The sequence below is a fragment of the Erysipelatoclostridium sp. An173 genome, assembly GCF_963931465.1.
Classification (GTDB): domain Bacteria; phylum Bacillota_I; class Bacilli_A; order Erysipelotrichales; family Coprobacillaceae; genus Thomasclavelia; species Thomasclavelia merdavium.
Genome location: NZ_OZ007017.1, coordinates 2,834,972 through 2,855,456 on the forward strand (window position 1 = coordinate 2,834,972; position 20,485 = coordinate 2,855,456).

General features: G+C 28.9%; 26 protein-coding genes and 1 riboswitch. Of the genes, 22 read left to right on the top strand and 4 right to left on the bottom strand.

The window, feature by feature from the left end; genetic code table 11:
- Positions 1–45: 45 nt before the first annotated feature.
- The 6 genes from ABGT36_RS14090 (at position 46) to ABGT36_RS14115 (ending at position 5,579) form a co-directional block, all read left to right on the top strand.
- Positions 46–960 carry an Rpn family recombination-promoting nuclease/putative transposase gene (locus tag ABGT36_RS14090; RefSeq protein ID WP_346678568.1) on the top strand — a complete coding sequence of 305 codons (915 nt, stop codon included), beginning with the start codon at positions 46–48 and terminating at the stop codon, positions 958–960.
- A 186-nt stretch (positions 961–1,146) separates the two neighbouring features.
- Positions 1,147–1,322, top strand: a riboswitch (Lysine riboswitch).
- 59 nt (positions 1,323–1,381) lie between these two features.
- The gene (locus ABGT36_RS14095) at positions 1,382–1,855 is read left to right on the top strand and encodes an ACT domain-containing protein (RefSeq protein WP_346678570.1); all 474 of its coding nucleotides are present in this window, start codon (positions 1,382–1,384) and stop codon (positions 1,853–1,855) included.
- Between the two features lie 10 nt (positions 1,856–1,865).
- On the top strand, positions 1,866–2,759 hold the full coding sequence (gene dapA / locus ABGT36_RS14100) for a 4-hydroxy-tetrahydrodipicolinate synthase (RefSeq protein WP_087301781.1): 894 nt from the start codon (positions 1,866–1,868) through the stop codon (positions 2,757–2,759).
- A 1-nt stretch (position 2,760) separates the two neighbouring features.
- Entirely contained in the window at positions 2,761–3,504 is a 744-nt protein-coding gene (dapB, locus tag ABGT36_RS14105; protein WP_087301779.1) for a 4-hydroxy-tetrahydrodipicolinate reductase, read from the top strand.
- A gap of 12 nt (positions 3,505–3,516) precedes the next feature.
- Entirely contained in the window at positions 3,517–4,827 is a 1,311-nt protein-coding gene (gene lysA, locus ABGT36_RS14110; protein WP_346678572.1) for a diaminopimelate decarboxylase, read from the top strand.
- A 179-nt stretch (positions 4,828–5,006) separates the two neighbouring features.
- Complete coding sequence (locus tag ABGT36_RS14115) at positions 5,007–5,579, top strand: hypothetical protein (RefSeq protein ID WP_300077364.1); 573 nt, start codon at positions 5,007–5,009, stop codon at positions 5,577–5,579.
- 238 nt (positions 5,580–5,817) lie between these two features.
- On the opposite strand, the gene ABGT36_RS14120 is transcribed toward ABGT36_RS14115, so the two are convergent.
- Both ABGT36_RS14120 and ABGT36_RS14125 read right to left on the bottom strand, forming a co-directional pair.
- Positions 5,818–6,330 (bottom strand): HAD-IIIA family hydrolase, encoded by a 513-nt coding sequence (locus ABGT36_RS14120; RefSeq protein WP_346678575.1) that lies wholly within the window; start codon positions 6,328–6,330, stop codon positions 5,818–5,820.
- The gene (locus ABGT36_RS14125; protein ID WP_087371096.1) at positions 6,327–7,025 is read right to left on the bottom strand and encodes a GTP pyrophosphokinase family protein; all 699 of its coding nucleotides are present in this window, start codon (positions 7,023–7,025) and stop codon (positions 6,327–6,329) included. The genes ABGT36_RS14120 and ABGT36_RS14125 overlap by 4 nt, the downstream gene beginning before the upstream one ends.
- Before the next feature lie 76 nt (positions 7,026–7,101).
- On the opposite strand from ABGT36_RS14125, the gene ABGT36_RS14130 reads away from it, so the two are divergent.
- The 4 genes from ABGT36_RS14130 to ABGT36_RS14145 all read left to right on the top strand — a co-directional run bounded on the left by ABGT36_RS14130 (position 7,102) and on the right by ABGT36_RS14145 (position 11,331).
- Positions 7,102–7,464 (top strand): hypothetical protein, encoded by a 363-nt coding sequence (locus tag ABGT36_RS14130; RefSeq protein ID WP_087299801.1) that lies wholly within the window; start codon positions 7,102–7,104, stop codon positions 7,462–7,464.
- Positions 7,465–7,618: 154 nt separating this feature from the next.
- On the top strand, positions 7,619–8,086 hold the full coding sequence (tnpA, locus tag ABGT36_RS14135; protein ID WP_346678577.1) for an IS200/IS605 family transposase: 468 nt from the start codon (positions 7,619–7,621) through the stop codon (positions 8,084–8,086).
- A 163-nt stretch (positions 8,087–8,249) separates the two neighbouring features.
- Positions 8,250–9,248 (top strand): diguanylate cyclase domain-containing protein, encoded by a 999-nt coding sequence (locus ABGT36_RS14140; RefSeq protein ID WP_346678579.1) that lies wholly within the window; start codon positions 8,250–8,252, stop codon positions 9,246–9,248.
- A gap of 94 nt (positions 9,249–9,342) precedes the next feature.
- Positions 9,343–11,331, top strand: a complete 1,989-nt coding sequence (locus tag ABGT36_RS14145) for an ATP-dependent Clp protease ATP-binding subunit (RefSeq protein WP_346678581.1) — start codon at positions 9,343–9,345, stop codon at positions 11,329–11,331.
- 2 nt (positions 11,332–11,333) lie between these two features.
- Here the strand turns inward: ABGT36_RS14145 and ABGT36_RS14150 are convergent, their stop codons facing one another.
- Positions 11,334–11,912, bottom strand: coding sequence for a DedA family protein (locus ABGT36_RS14150; protein ID WP_346678583.1), 579 nt, complete (start codon positions 11,910–11,912; stop codon positions 11,334–11,336).
- Entirely contained in the window at positions 11,912–12,850 is a 939-nt protein-coding gene (locus ABGT36_RS14155; protein WP_346678665.1) for a Na/Pi symporter, read from the bottom strand. The genes ABGT36_RS14150 and ABGT36_RS14155 overlap by 1 nt, the downstream gene beginning before the upstream one ends.
- 102 nt (positions 12,851–12,952) lie before the next feature.
- Here ABGT36_RS14155 and ispD point away from each other — a divergent pair, with 102 nt between their 5' ends.
- The 12 genes from ispD (at position 12,953) to ABGT36_RS14215 (ending at position 20,405) form a co-directional block, all read left to right on the top strand.
- Positions 12,953–13,591 carry a 2-C-methyl-D-erythritol 4-phosphate cytidylyltransferase gene (gene ispD / locus ABGT36_RS14160; RefSeq protein WP_346678585.1) on the top strand — a complete coding sequence of 213 codons (639 nt, stop codon included), beginning with the start codon at positions 12,953–12,955 and terminating at the stop codon, positions 13,589–13,591.
- The gene (locus tag ABGT36_RS14165) at positions 13,588–14,919 is read left to right on the top strand and encodes a glycoside hydrolase family 3 N-terminal domain-containing protein (RefSeq protein WP_346678587.1); all 1,332 of its coding nucleotides are present in this window, start codon (positions 13,588–13,590) and stop codon (positions 14,917–14,919) included. Before ispD ends, ABGT36_RS14165 begins: the two co-directional genes overlap by 4 nt.
- Positions 14,920–15,054: 135 nt before the next feature.
- The gene (rpsF, locus tag ABGT36_RS14170) at positions 15,055–15,336 is read left to right on the top strand and encodes a 30S ribosomal protein S6 (protein ID WP_087299788.1); all 282 of its coding nucleotides are present in this window, start codon (positions 15,055–15,057) and stop codon (positions 15,334–15,336) included.
- Between the two features lie 12 nt (positions 15,337–15,348).
- On the top strand, positions 15,349–15,813 hold the full coding sequence (ssb, locus tag ABGT36_RS14175) for a single-stranded DNA-binding protein (protein WP_087371116.1): 465 nt from the start codon (positions 15,349–15,351) through the stop codon (positions 15,811–15,813).
- Positions 15,814–15,830: 17 nt separating this feature from the next.
- On the top strand, positions 15,831–16,061 hold the full coding sequence (rpsR, locus tag ABGT36_RS14180) for a 30S ribosomal protein S18 (RefSeq protein WP_087299785.1): 231 nt from the start codon (positions 15,831–15,833) through the stop codon (positions 16,059–16,061).
- A 170-nt stretch (positions 16,062–16,231) separates the two neighbouring features.
- Entirely contained in the window at positions 16,232–16,699 is a 468-nt protein-coding gene (tnpA, locus tag ABGT36_RS14185; protein WP_346678577.1) for an IS200/IS605 family transposase, read from the top strand.
- Between the two features lie 408 nt (positions 16,700–17,107).
- Positions 17,108–17,290: a hypothetical protein gene (locus tag ABGT36_RS14190; RefSeq protein ID WP_346678590.1), complete on the top strand. Its 183-nt coding sequence runs from the start codon at positions 17,108–17,110 to the stop codon at positions 17,288–17,290.
- 32 nt (positions 17,291–17,322) lie between these two features.
- Positions 17,323–17,538: a hypothetical protein gene (locus ABGT36_RS14195; RefSeq protein ID WP_087371160.1), complete on the top strand. Its 216-nt coding sequence runs from the start codon at positions 17,323–17,325 to the stop codon at positions 17,536–17,538.
- Between the two features lie 174 nt (positions 17,539–17,712).
- Positions 17,713–18,273 (top strand): DJ-1 family glyoxalase III, encoded by a 561-nt coding sequence (locus ABGT36_RS14200; RefSeq protein WP_087371162.1) that lies wholly within the window; start codon positions 17,713–17,715, stop codon positions 18,271–18,273.
- A gap of 1 nt (position 18,274) precedes the next feature.
- On the top strand, positions 18,275–18,826 hold the full coding sequence (locus tag ABGT36_RS14205) for a DJ-1 family glyoxalase III (protein WP_087371166.1): 552 nt from the start codon (positions 18,275–18,277) through the stop codon (positions 18,824–18,826).
- Positions 18,827–18,843: 17 nt separating this feature from the next.
- Complete coding sequence (locus ABGT36_RS14210; protein WP_346678592.1) at positions 18,844–19,617, top strand: MurR/RpiR family transcriptional regulator; 774 nt, start codon at positions 18,844–18,846, stop codon at positions 19,615–19,617.
- A gap of 116 nt (positions 19,618–19,733) precedes the next feature.
- Positions 19,734–20,405, top strand: coding sequence for a YoaK family protein (locus ABGT36_RS14215; protein ID WP_296884310.1), 672 nt, complete (start codon positions 19,734–19,736; stop codon positions 20,403–20,405).
- Positions 20,406–20,485 lie beyond the last annotated feature (80 nt).

Genomic DNA, 20,485 nt, shown 5'->3' on the forward strand with positions numbered 1-20,485 from the left:
AAAATGAATTATTAAGGGAGTATATAATATCGAGGTGATATAAATATGGTTAAACGACCAGATAAAATCTATGATTTTAAAAACGACTTTATGTTTAAACACTCCCTTGGTAATGATCAAGATCCTGACGCTAAATATCTTTTAAAACTTTTTATTGAAGGTATCTTAGGTATTGTTTGTAAATCAATTACTATTTTAAATCCTGACCTTGTCGTTGAAAATATCGATGACAAAGATATGATCCTCGATATCCGAGCTCAGTTGGATAATGGTGATTATGTCAACATTGAAATGCAAAGTTCAGCTTTTTCTAAAAATCAATATCAAAGATTTCAGATTTATGGAGCATCATTATTATCCCGACAAGAAAAAACCGGCGATGACTATAAAGAAAAGATCCGACACGTTTATCAGATAATTTTTATTGATGGTATCGATAAAAATAATTTGAAGCTGTACGATAAATATGAAAGCCGTAATGAAGAAGGGAAAGTAGAGCAGTATAATCTAATAACAAGAGTCTATGTTCAAATGCCTTATATCAACATTATAAAAAAACAAAAAGAACTAAAAGAATTCAGTGAATTAGAAAAAGGAATCTACATATTTGAAAACGGATTAACAGATGATATAATGGCATTAAAGGGACATAAGGTGATTGAAGTTATGAAAAGCAAGATAGATAAGTTCAACAAAGATGAAGAGTTAAGAGATATGGCCTATAAAAGAAGCTTAAATCGCTGGGCAAATGAACAGGATAAACAAGATATGTATGAAAAAGGAAAAGAAAAAGGAATCATAGAAAAAAACAGAGAGAAAACAAAACAGTTATTTAAAAAATATTATCCTGATGAAAATCCAGATATCTTAGATAATTTAAACAATGAACAATATGATAGAATATTTGAAATGATACTGGATAATTGTAGTGTTGCAGAAATTAAAGAAATGATAAAATAATATTTAAAGGATTAAACTAAAATTATTGGTTTAATCTTTTTATTTTAAAATATATTGTTATTTATTCTAATTATAAAAGCTAAGCATATATATTGATAAATGAGGAATGTTTCTATTTAAAAACATTGATTAAAACAGTATAATTAATATTGTATTATGATATCTATTGTGATATATTGTAGACAGATATTAGATAGAGGCGCGAAATGTTAAGAAACTAATATTGATGATGCTGCAACTATGATGTTAGTAGAGGGGCTTTCGCCGAAGGGGTAAATAATTGCAGTTATTTATTCTCTGGGTTTATAGAGAACATCTATAAGACTGTCATTATCTTTTGATAATGGTGAGCTATCATTGTTCATACGCTGTTTATGTTGCAATGATACTCATTGCAACTTTTTTTGTAAAGGAGAGAACAATGATGGAAAAGGTTATTGATGCAGTGAGCTATGAGGACAATATTATACAACTACAACTAAAAAATGTTCCTAAGCATCCTATGATAATTGCAAAAATTTTTACAATTATTAGTGAATGCGGTGTTAACGTAGATATGATTTCTCAAGTTATGATTGAAGATGCGATGCAAATCGAGATTACATTAGATGAAAAATATCAAAAAAATCTTAATGAAGCAATTTTACGTTTAAAAGAAGAAGTACAGCAGCTAGAAATTGCAACTAATCGTAAGTATTTTAAGATTGCTCTTGGGGGTAAACTATTAGAAACAACTCCAGGTGGTGCCGCTCAAGTATTTAAAGTTTTAGGTGAAAATAATATTCATTTTTACCAGGTTACTACTTCTAAGCGAACTATTTCAGTTATTGTCGATAAAAAGCATCGTAATTTAGCGATGGAAAAGTTAAATGAAGCTTTTGGCTTAAATATATAAGGAGGTTATTATGGCTATTTTTGAAGGTAGTGCAGTTGCACTAGTATTACCAATGCATGAAGATGGAAGCATTGATTATGATAGTTTTAGAAAACAAGTACAAAGAATGATTGACGGTGGGGTTCAAGCTTTATTAGTTAATGGAACTACAGGAGAAACACCAACTATTCATATTGATGATGAATTTGAATTATTAGATATTACATTAGAAATGGCAGCAGGAACTGGAATAAAAGTTATTGCAGGTGCTGGTTCAAATGATACAGCAACAGCATTAACAAAAGCAAAATACGCTAAAGAAAAAGGTGCTGATGCGATTTTAGTTGTTACACCATATTACAACAAAACTAGTCAACGTGGTTTAATAAAACATTATACAACAATCGCAGATGCTGTTGATATTCCAATGATTCTTTACAATGTACCAGGAAGAACAGGAATTAATATTAGTGTAGATACAGTTGTCGAATTAGCTAAACATAAAAATATCGTTGCGATGAAAGATGCAACAGATAACATTGCTTATGCAATGGAAGTTTTAGCTAAGACTCAAGGAATGGATTTTGATTTATATTCAGGGTGTGATGATAATATCTTGCCATTTATTTGTGCTGGTGGAAAAGGTGTAATTTCGGTATTATCAAATTTATATCCACGTCAAACTGAATTGTTAGCACAATTAGCATTAAAAGGTGATTTACCACGAGCTCAAGAATTAGCATTTGCTTTAGAGCCAGTAAGTCGTTATTTATTCATAGATGTAAATCCAATTATGCCTAAAGCAGCTTTAGCGCATATGGGAATTTGCAAAGAAACTGTTAGATTACCATTAGTTGAAACAACAGAAGAAAATAAAAAATTATTATTTGATGCTATGTCAGCATTTGAAAAGTTGGGGTTTTAAAATGAAAGTAATAGTATACGGATATGGATTAATGGGTAAAAAAGTTGCCCATAAAGTAAGAAGTCAAGAAAATATGGAGTTAGTAGGTGTAGTTAGTTATGAATTTGATGAAAAAGTTCCTGAAAAAAGCTACTCTTCATTAGCTGAATGTGATGAAAAAGCCGATGTCATCATCGACTTTTCTCACCCTAATAATTTAGATGATATTTTAGATTATGCACTTGCTAATAAAACAAAATTAGTAATCGCTACAACAGGTTATAGCGAAGAACAATTAAATAAAATTGAAGAAGCATCTAAAAAAATACCAATCTTTCAATCTTATAATACTTCTTTTGGGGTTCAAATGTTTACAAAAATGTTACGAGCTTTTGCAAAAGAATTTTTTGAAGCAGGTTTTGATATTGAGATTTTAGAAAAACATCATAATCAAAAAATTGATGCACCATCAGGAACTGCTAAACTTTTATATGAAGTTATGGCAGAAGAAATCGACGGTGTTGAAGCTGTATATGATCGTAGTAGTTTACATGAAAAACGTAAACATGAAAGTATCGGAATTCAGGCAATGCGTGGAGGAACGATTTTTGGTGAACACACTGTAATGTTTGCAGGAAATGATGAGATTATCGAAATTAAACATACAGCTTTATCAAAAGAAGTATTTGTCCAAGGTGCTATTAGTGCAGCATATGCATTATTAGATAAAGACCATGGATTGTATACTTTAAAATCATTATATTAATAGGGGGAAGTTATGGTATTACAAACAAAGTTTGCCGAAATAAAAAATAACAATTTATACATAGATGATGTAAATGCCTGTGATCTGGCTAAAAAATATGGGACACCTTTATATGTAATGTCTGAAGGACATATTCGTAATCAATTTAATACACTTAAAACAAAGATGATTGACAAATATGAAAATACTTTACCATTATTTGCATCTAAATCATTTTCTTGTAAAGCAATTTACCAAATTGCTAAAGAATACGGTGTAGGTATTGATTGTGTTTCTGCAGGAGAAATATCAGTAGCACTAAAAGGTGGTTTTGATTCTAAAAAGATTTATTTTCATGGTAATAATAAATTGCCTTCAGAAATTGAATACGCTCTATTAAATGGTGTTGAAAATTTTGTTATTGATAATTTTTATGAAATTGAATTAGTTCAAGAAATTGCTGCTAAATTAAACGTTATGGTAAATGGAATTGTCAGAATAACACCAGGTGTTTATGCAGGTGGGCATGATTATATTCGTGTTGGAGCTAAAGATACTAAATTTGGATTTAGTTCACATGATAATACATATTTAAAAGCAATCAAAAAAGTAATAGATGCACCAAATATTAAATTTGATGGTATTCATTGTCACGTTGGTAGTCAAATTGAAGATATTCAGGCATACGTACTAGCAATGAATAAATTTGTGGAAATAGCATATGAAATTTATGATATTTTTGGAATTGTAATCAATAAGTTAAATGCTGGTGGTGGTTTTGGAATTGCGTATACTAAAGCAGATCGTCCACTAGAATTTGATCAAGTTGTTGATACAATTATGGATATAATAACTAAAGGGTTTGAAGCTCGTGATTTAAAACGCCCAATGGTTTTAGTAGAACCAGGACGTTATTGTGTTGGTAATGCCGGTATTACATTATATACTGTAGGTTCATATAAGTATATTAAAGATATTCGTGATTATATAACAGTTGATGGTGGAATGACTGATAATATTCGTTCTTGTTTATATGACGCTAAATATGATGCAATAATTGCTAATAAAGCCCAAATGCCAGCTGATCATTTAGTAACAGTGGCTGGAAAGAACTGTGAATCTGGAGATATTTTAATTAAAGATATTATGTTACAAGATCCGCAACCTGGTGATATTTTAGCAATGTTTTCAACTGGAGCTTATCACTATTCGATGTCATCTAATTATAATCAGTTGCCAAAACCAGCAGTTGTTTTTACTTATCAAGGTAAAGATCGTTTAGTTATAAGAAGACAAACTTTTGATGATTTAGTAACATATGATGTCGATTCGTCATATGAATAAAAAAGATGCTATGTCAACTTTAAATATTAACAAATAAATCTATAGCTTAAATGAAGGATTAATAAAATCCTTCATTTTGCTTTATAGTGATATAACTAAGCTATTCCATGTCCTTGTATAATGTATTTACAGGGAATATAATGAAGTAAATAGAATGTGGGAAAGGGGAGAAAATATTCATGAAATCAATATTTTTAGGAAATTTGATAGATAGGAAAAAAATTATTATTTTCTTAGTTATTGATATAATGTTGGAAATTGCTATCTGTTATACTTTTCTAGGAAAATATATTTTATTTGATTTATTTTTCTTTATAATTTTATTATATGTTACTATTAGCTTTTGTATAAATGAAAATTGGATCTTTACAGAAAATCATGTTGAAATAACCTATAGAAACTCTTTTTATACTTCTTTCTTATTATTTTTTGGTTTTATTATAAAAAACAATCATGATAAAATATATAAAAAAATATCTTATAGTGATATTTTATTGGTAAGTATTAAGTATAAAGCAGTTAAATCAAATGGACCTTTAAATACTTTGGGGGATAATTTTTATATTCAGATAAAGGAACGTAGCGGTGATATTCATACATTTGATTTAAGATATGTGTATAATAATAAAAATAAGATCCTTGAAATAATAAAATTATTGAAGAATCATGATGTGCATATTAAAGATGAAGATAATGTTATTGATTTAATTTTGAATGATGTAAATCTATATGATTATTTTAGAAAAACGTAATTTTAATAAGAGTTTAAATTAGAATAATATAGTAAACAACAATGGTGTTTAATTTCAATTTATTAGTATGCCACTTATAAAGAGTACTCTATTAAATTATAAAAACAAAATAATTTGATATTTTATTTGGGAAGAATTAAAATCATGATATATTGTGATATTGATGCTTTAAAGTATCAGTATTTATTAATTGTTTAGTAACTTATGATGTAGATTCATCATATGAATAAAAAAGATGTTATGTCAATTCTAAGTAATGACAAACATCTAAAATACTATCGCATTTAATAATATCAGGATAATCTAGTGATGATGATATAGCATAAAATGGTAAATTGAAATGTTTTGCCAGTAAATAGTCTGCTTCACTATCACCACAGTAGATTGAATTATTTAAGTCGATATTATATTTTGCCAAGGCCTGGTTAATCATACCAGGCTTTGGCTTTTTACAATTACAATGATCTTGCTCATTATGAGGGCAAAAATATATTTCTAAAATGTTAATATTATTATTTTGACATATCGATAAAAATTCTTGAGTAAATTGTTGATATTGATCTAAGGTAATAATACCATCATTAATTAAATACTGATTAGTAATAATAATGATGTGATAACCATTTGCAATTAACTTTTGCATTCCATCAATAGAACCCTCAAGAAATTCTGGATGTTTTATCGATGACCATTTTTCATCGGGATAGTCTTTAATTATGGTTCCATCACGATCTAAGAAAGCTACTTTCATGAACTTTTAATTCTTTTCTTTGATTTATTTAATTCTTCATGAATTCCTTGCATTTTATAATCTAAGTGCGAAATTGTTTTAGCACATTCAATTAATTCATCACGAACACCATCAGGTACTTCACTATCAGATTTATAACGTAAATGATGTTCTAAACTAGCCCAAAAGTCCATGGCAATAGTTCTGATTTGGATTTCTACAGCTATAGGCTGGACTCTTTCTGCTAAAAAGATAGGTACTTCAACTACTAAATGTAAACTTCGATAACCGTTTTCTTTAGGATGTTTAATATAATCTTTTTTTTGAATTAATTTAATATCACTTTGTTTAACTAATAATTCTGCAATCCGATAAACATCACTAACATAATTACAAATAACTCGGACACCAGCGATATCAGTTAAATTTTCAACCATTGATTCTAATGAAACCTCAAGGTTTCTTTTCTTTAGTTTGTTTACAATACTATCTAGAGATTTTAATCGGTACTCCATATGATGAATAGGATTATGATCATGTTTTATTTTAAATTCATCATCAAGAATCTCTAATTTGGTCCTTATTTCTTTAATACCAGCTTCATAAACTTGTTGTAAAACAAGAAATTCTTTAACTGGTTGGTTTAATTTGATTTGAGAATTTAAAGATCCCAAGGAGTCAGTAACAATTTCTTTTTGCATTATTCGATTATTCATAAAACTTAATACCTCTTTTAAATATTTTTTGTATAACTTAATCATAGTTGGTAATAATGAACTTGAGGTGAACTATATGAAGAAAACAGTTATAATCTTATTAATTTTAATGAACATCGTAACCGTAGATGCTTCTGGCAATGAACCTAAATATAAAATAATAGCTAATAGTAACAGCGATGAAGATATAGAAACAATGTATGAAATTAAAGACTCTTTAATCAAAGATTATCAACAATGGGTTAAAAGTGTTGATGACGTTGATCAGGCTTTAGCCGATCATCAAAAAAACTATAATGCTAAATATTACAATGGTGAATATAAGATTGTTTTAGGTGAAGGTAAGGGAAAAAAATTGACCGGAGCATTAAAGACAAGTTATTGTGTTACAAGTAAGGAAATAAAAAAGAAGTCGTTTTTAGCGGAATTATTTTCATAGCTATCGAAAGATAGTTATTTTATTGTAACACAATAAAACCCCCAGCTAGGCTGGGGGTGTATAAAAGCTTTAGTGGAGTGATAATGAAAAACCTCCATGTTATAATATACTTGCGGCTACCAACTGCAAATAAAATAACACGGAGGAATGACAAATGAATAAACAATATTCAGATGACTTACATAGTTTATCACACACAAAATGGAGATGCAAATATAATGTAGTATTTGCACCAAAGTATAGAAGAAAAGCATTTTATGATGAAAGAAGAGTCGCAATAGGGGCGATATTAAGACAATTATGCGAATGGAAGGGAGTAAATATAATAGAAGCGGAAGTATGTATAGATCATGTACATATGCTGATAGAAATACCACCAAAATATAGTATTTCAGGATTTATGGGATTTCTAAAAGGGAAAAGTAGCCAAATCATATTTGAAAGATGGGCGAATGCAAGATATAAGTATAGACATCGAGAATTTTGGTGCCGAGGATATTATGTAGATACAGTGGGGAAAAATACAAAAAAAATTAGGGAGTATATCTCAAATCAGTTGAAAGAGGATCAAGAAGGGGAACAACTAACTCTGGATTTTGAAGACCCTTTTAAGGGTAAATAACGACAAGGTGCATGCGGTAGCCGTAAGGCATAAGGAATGTCTTCAGACATGCGCTTTGGGAGCAGGGCTATGCCCGCATAAGTAAAACCACCGGCTAGGCCGGTGGATATTTATTTTTAAGTTGTGATATAATTATGACAATAAAATAAAAAAGGAGTTAAATATGATGACTGTTGAAAAAGTAGAAAAATTTTGCCGATATTTGGCAAAAGAATATTTTGTAAATCGTAATTTTTCATTAATCGAACAATTGTTAGATAATAGAGTTACTATCATTGGAACTGGTCTTCATGAAATTAGTCGTGATAAAGAAGAGTTTAAAAAAGCTTTACAAAATGAAGCAATGCAATGGTCAGGCAAATTTACGATTGATAGTCAATGGTATCAAGTAACTGATTTACATAATCATTTATTTTTAGTAATTGGTGTAATTGATGGCAAACAAGATTGTGATACGATACTTGATTATCGTTTTACAACCAGGTGTACTATTGTACTTGAATATCGAGATGAACAATTTAGGATCATTCATTTTCATCAGTCTGTTCCAGATTATAATCAAGATGCTGATGAGTTTTTTCCAAAGCGACTTATGGAAGAAAGTCGCCTGGTATTAGAAAAGCAAATTGAAGAGAAATCAAAAAAATTAGAAATGACTAATAAACAGGTTATTTATGATTTAAAGCATGATTATTTAACAAAGATTTTGAATCGCCAATATTTTGAAGAAACAATGAATCAATTATTATCTAAATATCAATATGGGGCATTTGTTATTATTGATATTGATTATTTTAAAAAGATTAATGATAATTATGGTCATTTGATTGGTGATAAGGTGTTAGCATATTTAGCGACAATGCTGATAAAAAACTTTGGGAGTAACTATTGTGGAAGAATTGGCGGTGATGAATTTGGGGCATTTATCGTTAGTGAAAATAATAACTATGAAAAAATACTAAAAAAAATTATTGATTTTAAAGATGAGTGTTCATCAATAATAACAATTGATAAAATCGATATTAATATATCGTTGAGCATGGGAGTATCTTATTATCCTGACCATGGCAAGACATTCATTGAATTGTTACGAAATAGTGATATCGCTTTATATCAAAGTAAACATCGAGGGCGTAATCGAATTACTGTATTTAATCGATAATTAATGAAAATTACAAAAATCATTTAATGTTTAAAATCAAATGTTTCGTTAATAATTTAAGAGGTAAAACATATAATAAAATTAGAGGTGGAACATGTTAACAAAATTTGATGAACAAGCCCAAAAAGCAATTGTAGTAGCTGAAAGCATTGCCTTTGATTTAGGACACAATAATGTTGGCAGTGAGCACTTATTACTTTCATTATTAAAGATAAGTGATTGTAAATTGCGAGACTTAGTAAAAGAATACGGTGTAAATGAAAAAAACATATATGAAGATATAAAAAGGTTGTTTGGGACAAATGATGATCAACCTTTTTATATGGAATATAGTGATGCTGTAAAGAATATTTTAGAAACAGCTGTGGAAATAACAAATAAGCAAAATAAAAGTAAAGTGACGCTTAATATTTTAACAATCTCTTTATTAAAAAATGCCGAATGTGTAGCACATGAGTTATTAAAAAAATATCATGTAGATTTTGATGATATTATTTATCAGTTAAATGAAAATAGTGAATTAGAAACAAAATTAGATCAAATACCTTCATTAGTAAATCTAAATAAGAAAGTAAAACAAAGTGAACACTTAATTATTGGTCGTAAAAAAGAATTAGAAAAATTATGTATGATTTTAAGTAAGAAAGAAAAAAATAATGCTTTGATCATTGGAGAAGCTGGTGTTGGTAAATCAGCTTTGGTAGAAAAACTAGCCTATTTAATTAATCAAAATAAAGTAAATGATGGATTGAAGAAAAAAATTATTTATGAGTTAAGTTTATCTAGTATTGTAGCTGGAACAAAATATCGAGGAGAATTTGAGGAAAAATTACGAAAAATCATCGACAAAGTTAAAGACATGGATAATGTAATTATTTTTATTGATGAAATTCATAATATAATTGGTGCTGGTGGTGCTGAAGGAGCCATTGATGCAGCAAATATTTTAAAACCATATTTAGCTCGTAAAGATCTAACTATTATTGGTGCTACGACTACTGAAGAGTATTATCAGCATTTTGAAAAAGACCAGGCTATGAATCGTCGTTTTAGTGTTATTACTTTAAAAGAAAACACAAAAGAAGAAACATTAGAAATACTACAAAAAACAAAACTTTTTTATGAACGATTTCATCAGATTGAAGTCAATGATGAGGTGTTGACATATCTTGTAGAAAATGTCGATCGTTATATTAAAAATAGAACATTTCCTGATAAAGCTATTGATATATTTGACTTAGCTTGTGTAAAATCTCGATTTAAACAACAGCATATTATTACTAAAAAAATTGTAAAAGAGGTAATTGAAGAATATACATCTATAAAGATAAATGATAACTATGATTTTGAAAATATTAAAGCAAAACTAAATCAAAAAATAGTTGGTCAAAGTAAAGCAATAGAACAAATTGTTAATCAATTAAAGCTCTCGAAAGATTCATTGCAGCCTAAAGTAATGATGTTTATAGGAAATAGTGGTGTTGGTAAAAGTGAGACGGCTAAAGAATTAGCTAGATTGTTATCAAGAAAATTAATTCGTTTAGATATGAGTGAATATCGTGATAGCAGCAGTGTTCAAAAAATTATTGGTGCTGCTCCAGGTTATGTTGGCTATGATAAGCCAAGTTTATTATTAGGACAATTGCAAACTTATCCTAAAAGTGTTTTATTATTAGATGAAGTGGATAAAGCTAGTCCTGATGTTTTGAGTTTGTTTTTACAGGTATTTGATGAAGGGTATTTAGAAGATAGTCATAAACGTAAAGTATATTTTAATAATACAATTATTATTATGACATCTAATAAAGGAGTAGTTAAAAATCAATTAGGATTTAAAAAAGGTAATAATTTTAGAAAGGTCAATGGTTTTTTTAGCGAAGAATTTATTAGCCGGATTGATGAGATTATAAGCTTTAAAAATCTTAGTAAACAGGATTTAAAGAAGATTATTAGAAAACATTTTAAGGAAAAGATTAGAGAAGAGGATATTGAAAATATCTTAGATGAATATAATATGGAATTACAAGGGCGCGGTATTATTAAAGCAGTAAATAAATATTTATTGAAAAGGGTAAAAACTTAAATTTAAGTTCTTACCTTTTTTGTTATAAAAATAATAATTAATATAAAAACAATGATAATAGAATAACGTTGTAAATAAAAACTAATTAGTTGCCAGTTATCACCTAAAAAAATCCCAAAATATACTAAAACAGCATTCCAAATCAAACTACCAATAATTGTATAAATAGAAAAATTAAAAAAATTCATTTTAGTAATTCCCGCTGGAATTGATATTAAAGAACGAATAATTGGAATTAATCTTCCTAGAAAAACAATAATCTTACCATATTTATCAAACCAGTTGATTGAACGATATACAGAGTCATTATTAAAATGAAGCTTATTAGTTAAAAAAGAAATTAAACGATTATAATCAATTAAATAACCACAGAAATATAATATAACTGCTCCTAAATAAGAACCTAAAGTAGCAATAATAATTACACCAGGAGGGTCAAGATTGGAAATTGTAGTTAAAAAACCACTAAAAGTTAAAATCAATTCACAAGGAATTGGTGGGAAAATATTTTCTAAAGTAATTAATACTAAAATGGCTTTATAACCATAAAGATTAATAAATTCTATAAAGCTAGTTAACATTATTTCTCTCCTTTGGTTATGGGAATAATTTTATAAGCAAGATAGATTAAACAAGAATCAAATGGTAAAAATAAAATTGTTGAAGCTAGATTAAAAAATGTATGCATATATGCTATTTGCATTGAATAGTTTGAAGTTAAATTTTCGATAAAAGAAACAAAAGGAATAAAATAAGATGCTACTACAAAAACTACTGTACCAATAATATTGATCAAAACATGAATGACACTTAATCGTTTAGCGTTGGGATTACCATTAATAGAACTTAAAAAAGCTGTAATACAAGTACCAATATTCTGACCATAAATAACATTGGTTGCCATATTAAAACTGATTAATCCTTTTTTATAGATTGTTTGTAAAATTCCGACTGAAGCAGTGGAACTTTGAATGATTGCTGTAAATAAAGTTCCAGCTAAAATAGCTATTAAAGGATTATTTAATTGAGAAAATAAGTTCATAAAAAAAGTAGATTTTTGAATTGGGGCAAGAGAAAGTGACATTGCATCCATGGCTAAAAAAATCAAACCTAAGGCCATTAATAATCGGCCCCAGTATGTTATTTTGTTTTTAAAAAACATCAGGATAAAACCAATAATACAAAGATAAATCGCTGATTGACCCAAATCCAAAGCAATCATTAAACCAGTAACTGTTGTACCAATATTAGCTCCTAAAACAATCCAGGTAGCTTGATACAAAGAAATTAAATGACTGTTAAGCAAACCAATAAGAATAATAGTCATCGTTGAAGAACTGTGGATGATGGCGGTAATTAAAGTACCGGTTAAAACGCCTACATATTTATTTGCCGATAGATGATATAAGATTTTTTTTAATTTATCATTTGCTAAGGTATCTAAGCTAGATGATAGAAGGTGCATACTAAAAAGGAAAACACCTAAACTTAAAATAAAACCAATTATATTTTTAATGATTGATCACACCCTTTTTATTAAATTATATTAATTAGTTGGTAGATAATGTTTATTTTCAAGATAATCATTAAATGATACAATAATCTAAAAGGGAGTGAGAAAATGGATTATAGTGCAATTGTATTGTGTGCTGGAAAAGGTAGTCGTAGTGGCCTTAGCTATAATAAGATGTTATATCGATTTAATGATAAAACAGTCTACGAAATGACGATGTCGGTATTTCTTCAAGATCAAAGATGTAAACAAATTGTAGTAGTGACTAAGGAAGATGAAATTAATGAGATTAAAGAATTGGTTAATGACAAGCGAATTGTTTATGTTTTCGGTGGTAAAGAAAGACAAGATAGTGTTTATAATGGTTTGCAGGTAGTTAATCAAAAGATCGTCTTGATTCACGATGGAGCAAGACCCTATTTAACAATCGATAATATTGATAGTTTATTAGAATGTTTAACTAGTAATGATGCTTGTTTATTAATGGTTCCTGTTAAAGATACGATTAAGTTATGCCAGGATGGTAAAGTAGTTAAAACACTACCTAGAAATTTATTAATGCAAGCTCAAACACCACAAGCTTTTAAAACTAGTTTAATTAAAGAGTGTTATCAAAAAGCTAAAGATGAAAAATACGAAGCAACAGATGATGCTTCATTAGTAGAAAAGTTTACTGAAGTACCTGTAATGGCTGTTTGTGGAAGCTATGAAAATATTAAAATTACTACTCCAGAGGATTTAAAATGACAAAAGCTAAAATAATAAGTAAATTGATTATTATTGTTGTTTTAATAGGTTTAATTACTGGAGCTGGTTATTACCAGTATTTATTACTGACGGATAAAGATTCAAATATAATAATTAATCGAATTACGGCTCAAATAATAAGTGTCTCTAAGGATACAGTTACAATTAGAGATGATAAAAATAGTGAATATAAATTAGATAAGTCCCTTTTAAATGATTCAAAAAATTTGATTTTTGGTAATGATATTACAATTAGTTATACTGGTGATATTAAAAGTGAATATGAGATAATAAATAGTAAGGTTACCGAAAATAAAATTATCAATGCTGATATTAGTTTAGATAAACGAAAGGAATTATCAAATATAGTACAAGCAATGACCATTGAAGATAAAGCTGGTCAATTGTTATTAGTATTAGATTCAAAAAACTTATTAACCGATCAAACAATGAGTGGCTGTGTATTATTTGAAGATGATTTTGCCAATAAATCTCGAAATGAAGTAATTGAAAATATTGAAAGATATCAAAGCAATGCCAAATACCCAATGATTATTGCTGTAGATGAAGAAGGTGGTTCTGTAGTTCGTGTCAGTAAATATTTGCGAGATAACCGTTTTAGATTACCTCAAGATGTTTATAAATCAGGAGGAATGGATTCAATAATAAGTGATGCGACAGAAAAATCAGAATATCTAAAAGAATTTGGAATAAATGTTAATTTAGCACCAGTAGCTGATGTTGCAACAAATGAAGATGATTATATTTATAGACGCTCATTTGGAGTGGATGCTGATGCAACTAGTAATTATGTAAGAAATGTTGTAATGGCTATGAGTGATATAAAAATGGGTAGTGTTTTAAAACATTTTCCTGGTTATGGAAGCGCTCCTGGTAGTGGTGGAACTTATCATGACAGTCGAGATTTTAATAGTTTTAAAGATAATGATTTATTACCATTTAAAGCTGGTATTGAAGCTGGAGCTAACAGTATATTAGTAACTAATAATATTATTGATAGTGTTGATAATCGAAATCCCGCTACTTTATCTAAGGATATTCATAATCTTTTAAGAGAAGATTTAAAATATAATGGGGTTATTATGACTGATGACGTTACTGATTTAAATAATAATGAATTTGGGAATGATAGTGAAATAGTGATTAAAGCTATAAAAGCTGGTAATGATTTAATTATGACAAGTAGACCACAGATCTATTTTGAAAGTCTTATAGCAGCAATAAATAATGATGAGCTATGTTTAAATGAATTAGATCTTTCAGTTTTAAGAGTTATAGCATGGAAAGACAGTTTGGATATTCTTTAAAAAAGATGATTTAATCAAACAAATTATTGCTTTGTTTAAAAAGTTGTGCTATTATAACTAAGCATGTAAAAATATTAATTTACTGCCTGCTTATTCAAAAAGAAATAAGCCGATAGACCATAGGAGGTATAAAAGATGAACAAGTATGAAATTATGTTTATTGTAAAACCTGACGTTGAAGAAGACGCTAGAAATAAGTTAATTGAATATTTCAAAGGTGTCTTAACAGCTAATGGTGGAACAGTAGATAACGTTAACGAATGGGGTTTACGTGATTTAGCTTATGAAATCAAAGACTACAAAAAAGGTTACTATGTAGTTGTTGATACAACTTGCAGTGGAGCTGATATCGCTGAATTTGAACGTTTATCAAACATTAATGCATCTGTATTACGTCATTTAACACTTCGTAGATAGGAGGCATTATCGATGATTAATAGAGTAGTTCTTGTCGGACGCATGACTAGAGATCCTGAATTAAGAAGAACACCACAAGGTGATGCGGTTACATCATTTACTTTAGCAGTAAATCGTAATTTTACTTCTAGAGATGGGCAACAACAAGCGGATTTTATTAACTGTGTTGTTTGGCGTAAACCAGCAGAAAATGTGGAAAGATATTGTTCTAAAGGAAGTCTAGTTGGAGTTGAAGGAAGAATACAAACTCGTAGTTATGATAACCAACAGGGACAAAGAGTTTATGTAACTGAGGTTATCTGTGATAGTGTTCAATTTTTAGAAACAAAAGCTGCTAGAGAGAGAAATCAAGCTCAAATGCAGCAACAACCACAAAATAATGATAATTTCTATGATATGAAAACAGTTGAATTAGAAAAAGAATTTGATAATTCGTTGAATACTTTCGATATCATGGAAGATGATATTCAGTTTTAATGAAAGGAGCTAAAAAAATGGCATTTAGAAAACAAAGAATGGGTAGAAGAAAAGTTTGCTACTTCACAAAAAACAAAATTACTTACATCGATTATAAAGATGTTGAATTATTAAAAAGATTTATCTCAGCTAACGGTAAAATTATTCCAAGACGTGTAACTGGTACAAGCGCTAAATATCAAAGACAATTAGCTACAGCTATCAAACGTGCTCGTCAAATGGCATTATTACCATACGTTGGTGAATAATAAGTATTAAAAACCTTGATTGATTCAAGGTTTTTTTGTTGTAACACAATAAAACCCCCAGCTAGGCTGGGGGTGTATAAAAGCTTTAGTGGAGTGATAATGAAAAACCTCCATGTTATAATATACTTGCGGCTACCAACTGCAAATAAAATAACACGGAGGAATGACAAATGAATAAACAATATTCAGATGACTTACATAGTTTATCACACACAAAATGGAGATGCAAATATAATGTAGTATTTGCACCAAAGTATAGAAGAAAAGCATTTTATGATGAAAGAAGAGTCGCAATAGGGGCGATATTAAGACAATTATGCGAATGGAAGGGAGTAAATATAATAGAAGCGGAAGTATGTATAGATCATGTACATATGCTGATAGAAATACCACCAAAATATAGTATTTCAGGATTTATGGGATTTCTAAAAGGGAAAAGTAGCCAAATCATATTTGAAAGATGGGCGAATGCAAGATATAAGTATAGACATCGAGAATTTTGGTGCCGAGGATATTATGTAGATACAGTGGGGAAAAATACAAAAAAAATTAGGGAGTATATCTCAAATCAGTTGAAAGAGGATCAAGAAGGGGAACAACTAACTCTGGATTTTGAAGACCCTTTTAAGGGTAAATAACGACAAGGTGCATGCGGTAGCCGTAAGGCATAAGGAATGTCTTCAGACATGCGCTTTGGGAGCAGGGCTATGCCCGCATAAGTAAAACCACCGGCTAGGCCGGTGGATATTTATTGGGTAAAGTCAATAATACAATATGACTTATATCAATTAAGCAGCAAGTATAATACATATATAGTTGTTTATACTTTTTTTGGTGTATCGTGTTAAACATAAAACATAGCATGCAACTTCACTAATAAAATAGCAAGATATACATCATAAACTGTAAACGAAAGCAAACTATGTAATGGTAATTAGTATATATGATGAGAGTATTATCTCTTATTGAGAGAGTATATAGGATAAAAAATCAATACTGAAGTAAGCCAAAAATATGAAAAGAATGATGAATTATTAAGACCGGTAATGTTATTATTTGGAATGAGTGGAAGAAGTGCAAAAGAGATAAAGGAAATACTGGAAAAAGAATATGGTTTTAAAATGAGTAATGAACTAAAAGAAGGAGTGGAAAATATGTGTAACTTAGCACAGGGATTAATAGTAGAAAATCAGGCAATAGGAAGAAAAATTGGAAAAAAGAGGGGCTGATAGAAGGAAGAAAAGCTGGTAAAACAGAAGGTTTGTTAGAAGGACGAGCTAAAGAAAAATATGAAATACTAATAAATTTATTAGAACAAACCAATATTTCATTAAAGCAAGTAATGAAAATAGTTGGATTAGTAAAGGAAGAAGAAATTAAAGAAATAACAGATAAATTAATAGCTGATTTATCATTAAAAGAAGGTTATATAAATGGAAGACCAACTAATATAACAATAGAAAGAATAATTGGTTAAATAAAGAAAGCTAGTACAATGTCATTAAGTATTTAGTGATGTTATACTAGTTTTTTATTATATAGTAGATTATTAAAATATTTTAGTTTATTTCTTAATTTAGGAAATCGATTGAAGACTAAGTTAAAGAAAATAAAATAATAAGTGTAGAAAATAAAAGAGGAGGTATGAGATATGAAAAAAGCAGCGGTTTTAGTAGCACCGGGATTTGAAGAAGGTGAAACTTTAACGATCGTAGATATTATTCGTAGAGCTAATTTACAATGTGATATGTTTGGATTTGATGATGTGGTAATGGGAGGACATGAAATTCAGGTACGTTGTGATAAAAGATTAAGTGAAGAAGTTATTGATTATGATATGGTTATTTTACCTGGGGGATATGATGGAGCGGCTAATTTAAGAGATAGTAAGCTGGTTATGAAGATACTTCAGGAAATGAATGAAAAAAATAAATATATTTGTGCAATGTGTGCAGCCCCAATTGCATTGGAAAAAGCAAATCTTTTAGTAGATAAAAATTATACAGCTTATATCGGGTATGATAAAAAAATTAAGCAAGGTCATTATCTTGAAGATAAGGTAGTAATTGATGGAAATATCGTAACAAGTCGAGGACCAGCTACTGCATATGCATTTGCATATAAGCTTGTGGATTTATTAGGTGGCGATTCTTTAGCGGTTAAAAAAAGAATGGTTTATTTCAATGCGTTTAATGTAAAGGAGGATGAGTAACATGGCAAAAGTTGCTGTATTGATGGCTGAAGGTTATGAAGAAGGAGAAACATTGACAATAGTTGATTTATTAAAAAGAGCAGGGATTGAATGTAGTACCTTTAGCTTTGGTAAGGAATTTGTTAAAGGAATGCATGGTATGTATATTAAGGCCGATAAAATATTTGGTGAAGAAGTTAAAGAATATGATATGTTAGTATTACCTGGAGGGAGACCAGGTGGAGCTAATTTAAAAAATAATCCAGATGTTATTAACATGGTTCGTTATTTTAATGAAAATAATAAATATTTAGCTGCTATGTGTTCAGGAACAATTGTTTTATCCGAAGCAAAAGTCATTGAAGGAAAAAAAGTAACGGGTTATACTGGTTATGAAGATAAATTAATTGGTGGTCGATTTGTTGATGATGTAGTTGTTTTTGATCAAAATATCGTGACAAGTCAAGGACCAGCGACTCCTTATCCATTTGCATTTAAAATTGCTGAGGTTTTTGGAAAAGATGTAACGGAAATGAAAGAAAGATTAATGTATAATTTTGCTGGTGGAAAATAGAAAGTGAGTGATAGAGGATGATCTATGATAAATTACCAATTGTATTTTTAAGTACTATTGCTAGTGAAAAGAAAGATTCAACAAATAGCCAGATTGCATCATATATACTAGATCATCTTGATGAATTACAAAATATTGGCATTAAAAAGATGGCATCTGAATGTAGTGTTGCAATTAGCTCAATTTCTCGATTTTGTAAAGAAATTGGTTTAAGAGATTTTGCGGAATTAAAAGAATTACTACTGTCGACAGATTTATATTTTGAAGAACAATCTACTTTAAAATCACCTCAAGATCGTTTACATGACTATAGTAAAAAAGTTAAACAAAGTATTGAAATGGTTGAAGCTTCCATAGATATGGATGCTATAGCGGATTTATGTGATGATATTTATAAATATCAAAGGGTAGCGATTTTTGGATTATTGAAAGCAGGAGCAGTTTCTCTTAATTTACAAGGAGATTTATTAATGCTTAGAAAACAGGTATATACTAATATTTCATATCAACAGCAAATGGAATATATAATGTCCGCTAACGAAGATGATCTTATTATAATTTTTTCTTATACCGGTTCATACTTTGACTATCAAGAGATAAGAGCTTTAAAAAACAAATTAAAGATACCTAAAATCTGGTTTATTTCCAGTGAAAAGAGTGAATTTCCAACTTTTTTAGATCGAATAATTACATTTAAATCTTTACAAGATCAAAATAGTCATCCTTATCAGTTACAGTTTATTGCTAGTTTGATTGCGCAAGAGTATTCTAGAAAGCACAAGTTTAAATAACTTGTGTTTTTATATATTTTAAATAAAATTAAATACCATTTCTTAATTTAGAAAATCAATAGCTAATATAAAAGATATTAGCTATATTAAAAAAAGAAATGGAGGTAAAAAAGTATATGGATAATAAAAACAATCAAAAATCAGAATCTTTTATACTTGCTAGTTTATTAGCTATTGTAGGTGGTTTTTTAGATGCTTATACATTTTGTTGTCGTGATAAAGTTTTTGCTAATGCCCAAACTGGAAATATTGTTAGAGTTGGAATTACTCTAGCCAATGGTGAATATTATAAAACGCTAAGATATTCAATTCCAATATTGGCTTTTTCGATTGGAGTATTACTTGCTATGTATATGAGAAATAAGAGTTATTCTAAATGTCATTGGCGTCAGGTAGTTTTATTTTTTGAAGCAATGATTATTGTAATTGTAAGCTTTATACCTATGAATAATATTTTAAATATTATATCAAACATACTTATTTCTTTTTTATGTGCAATGCAGGCCGAGAGTTTCCGAAAAGTTTTGGGGAAACCATTTTCATCAACTATGTGTACTGGAAATTTAAGAAGCGGGACAGAATATTTATATAATGCTTTGGCTAGTAAAGATTACAAACTACTAAAAAATATGATGCAATATCTATTGATCATTATTTCTTTTATTAGTGGAGCGTTTATAGGAGTATTGATCACTAATGCATTATTAGAAAAAGCTATTCTAATATCTTTAATACCATTATTTATTTCAATCTATATTATGTCAGATAAAATAAATTATGGTATATAAATAAAATATTATTAAAATTACTCCATTATCTAATCTTTAAATAATGGAGTTTTATAAATTATAAAACGATAAGCTATCTT

Bases quoted from the DNA above. Each gene is read 5' to 3' on its own strand.
- ABGT36_RS14090 (WP_346678568.1), top strand. From the start codon at position 46: ATGGTTAAACGACCAGATAAAATCTATGATTTTAAAAACGACTTTATG.
- ABGT36_RS14095 (WP_346678570.1), top strand. From the start codon at position 1,382: ATGATGGAAAAGGTTATTGATGCAGTGAGCTATGAGGACAATATTATA.
- dapA (WP_087301781.1), top strand. From the start codon at position 1,866: ATGGCTATTTTTGAAGGTAGTGCAGTTGCACTAGTATTACCAATGCAT.
- dapB (WP_087301779.1), top strand. From the start codon at position 2,761: ATGAAAGTAATAGTATACGGATATGGATTAATGGGTAAAAAAGTTGCC.
- lysA (WP_346678572.1), top strand. From the start codon at position 3,517: ATGGTATTACAAACAAAGTTTGCCGAAATAAAAAATAACAATTTATAC.
- ABGT36_RS14115 (WP_300077364.1), top strand. From the start codon at position 5,007: ATGAAATCAATATTTTTAGGAAATTTGATAGATAGGAAAAAAATTATT.
- ABGT36_RS14120 (WP_346678575.1), bottom strand. From the start codon at position 6,330: ATGAAAGTAGCTTTCTTAGATCGTGATGGAACCATAATTAAAGACTAT.
- ABGT36_RS14125 (WP_087371096.1), bottom strand. From the start codon at position 7,025: ATGAATAATCGAATAATGCAAAAAGAAATTGTTACTGACTCCTTGGGA.
- ABGT36_RS14130 (WP_087299801.1), top strand. From the start codon at position 7,102: ATGAAGAAAACAGTTATAATCTTATTAATTTTAATGAACATCGTAACC.
- tnpA (WP_346678577.1), top strand. From the start codon at position 7,619: ATGAATAAACAATATTCAGATGACTTACATAGTTTATCACACACAAAA.
- ABGT36_RS14140 (WP_346678579.1), top strand. From the start codon at position 8,250: ATGATGACTGTTGAAAAAGTAGAAAAATTTTGCCGATATTTGGCAAAA.
- ABGT36_RS14145 (WP_346678581.1), top strand. From the start codon at position 9,343: ATGTTAACAAAATTTGATGAACAAGCCCAAAAAGCAATTGTAGTAGCT.
- ABGT36_RS14150 (WP_346678583.1), bottom strand. From the start codon at position 11,912: ATGTTAACTAGCTTTATAGAATTTATTAATCTTTATGGTTATAAAGCC.
- ispD (WP_346678585.1), top strand. From the start codon at position 12,953: ATGGATTATAGTGCAATTGTATTGTGTGCTGGAAAAGGTAGTCGTAGT.
- ABGT36_RS14165 (WP_346678587.1), top strand. From the start codon at position 13,588: ATGACAAAAGCTAAAATAATAAGTAAATTGATTATTATTGTTGTTTTA.
- rpsF (WP_087299788.1), top strand. From the start codon at position 15,055: ATGAACAAGTATGAAATTATGTTTATTGTAAAACCTGACGTTGAAGAA.
- ssb (WP_087371116.1), top strand. From the start codon at position 15,349: ATGATTAATAGAGTAGTTCTTGTCGGACGCATGACTAGAGATCCTGAA.
- rpsR (WP_087299785.1), top strand. From the start codon at position 15,831: ATGGCATTTAGAAAACAAAGAATGGGTAGAAGAAAAGTTTGCTACTTC.
- tnpA (WP_346678577.1), top strand. From the start codon at position 16,232: ATGAATAAACAATATTCAGATGACTTACATAGTTTATCACACACAAAA.
- ABGT36_RS14190 (WP_346678590.1), top strand. From the start codon at position 17,108: ATGTTATTATTTGGAATGAGTGGAAGAAGTGCAAAAGAGATAAAGGAA.
- ABGT36_RS14200 (WP_087371162.1), top strand. From the start codon at position 17,713: ATGAAAAAAGCAGCGGTTTTAGTAGCACCGGGATTTGAAGAAGGTGAA.
- ABGT36_RS14205 (WP_087371166.1), top strand. From the start codon at position 18,275: ATGGCAAAAGTTGCTGTATTGATGGCTGAAGGTTATGAAGAAGGAGAA.
- ABGT36_RS14210 (WP_346678592.1), top strand. From the start codon at position 18,844: ATGATCTATGATAAATTACCAATTGTATTTTTAAGTACTATTGCTAGT.
- ABGT36_RS14215 (WP_296884310.1), top strand. From the start codon at position 19,734: ATGGATAATAAAAACAATCAAAAATCAGAATCTTTTATACTTGCTAGT.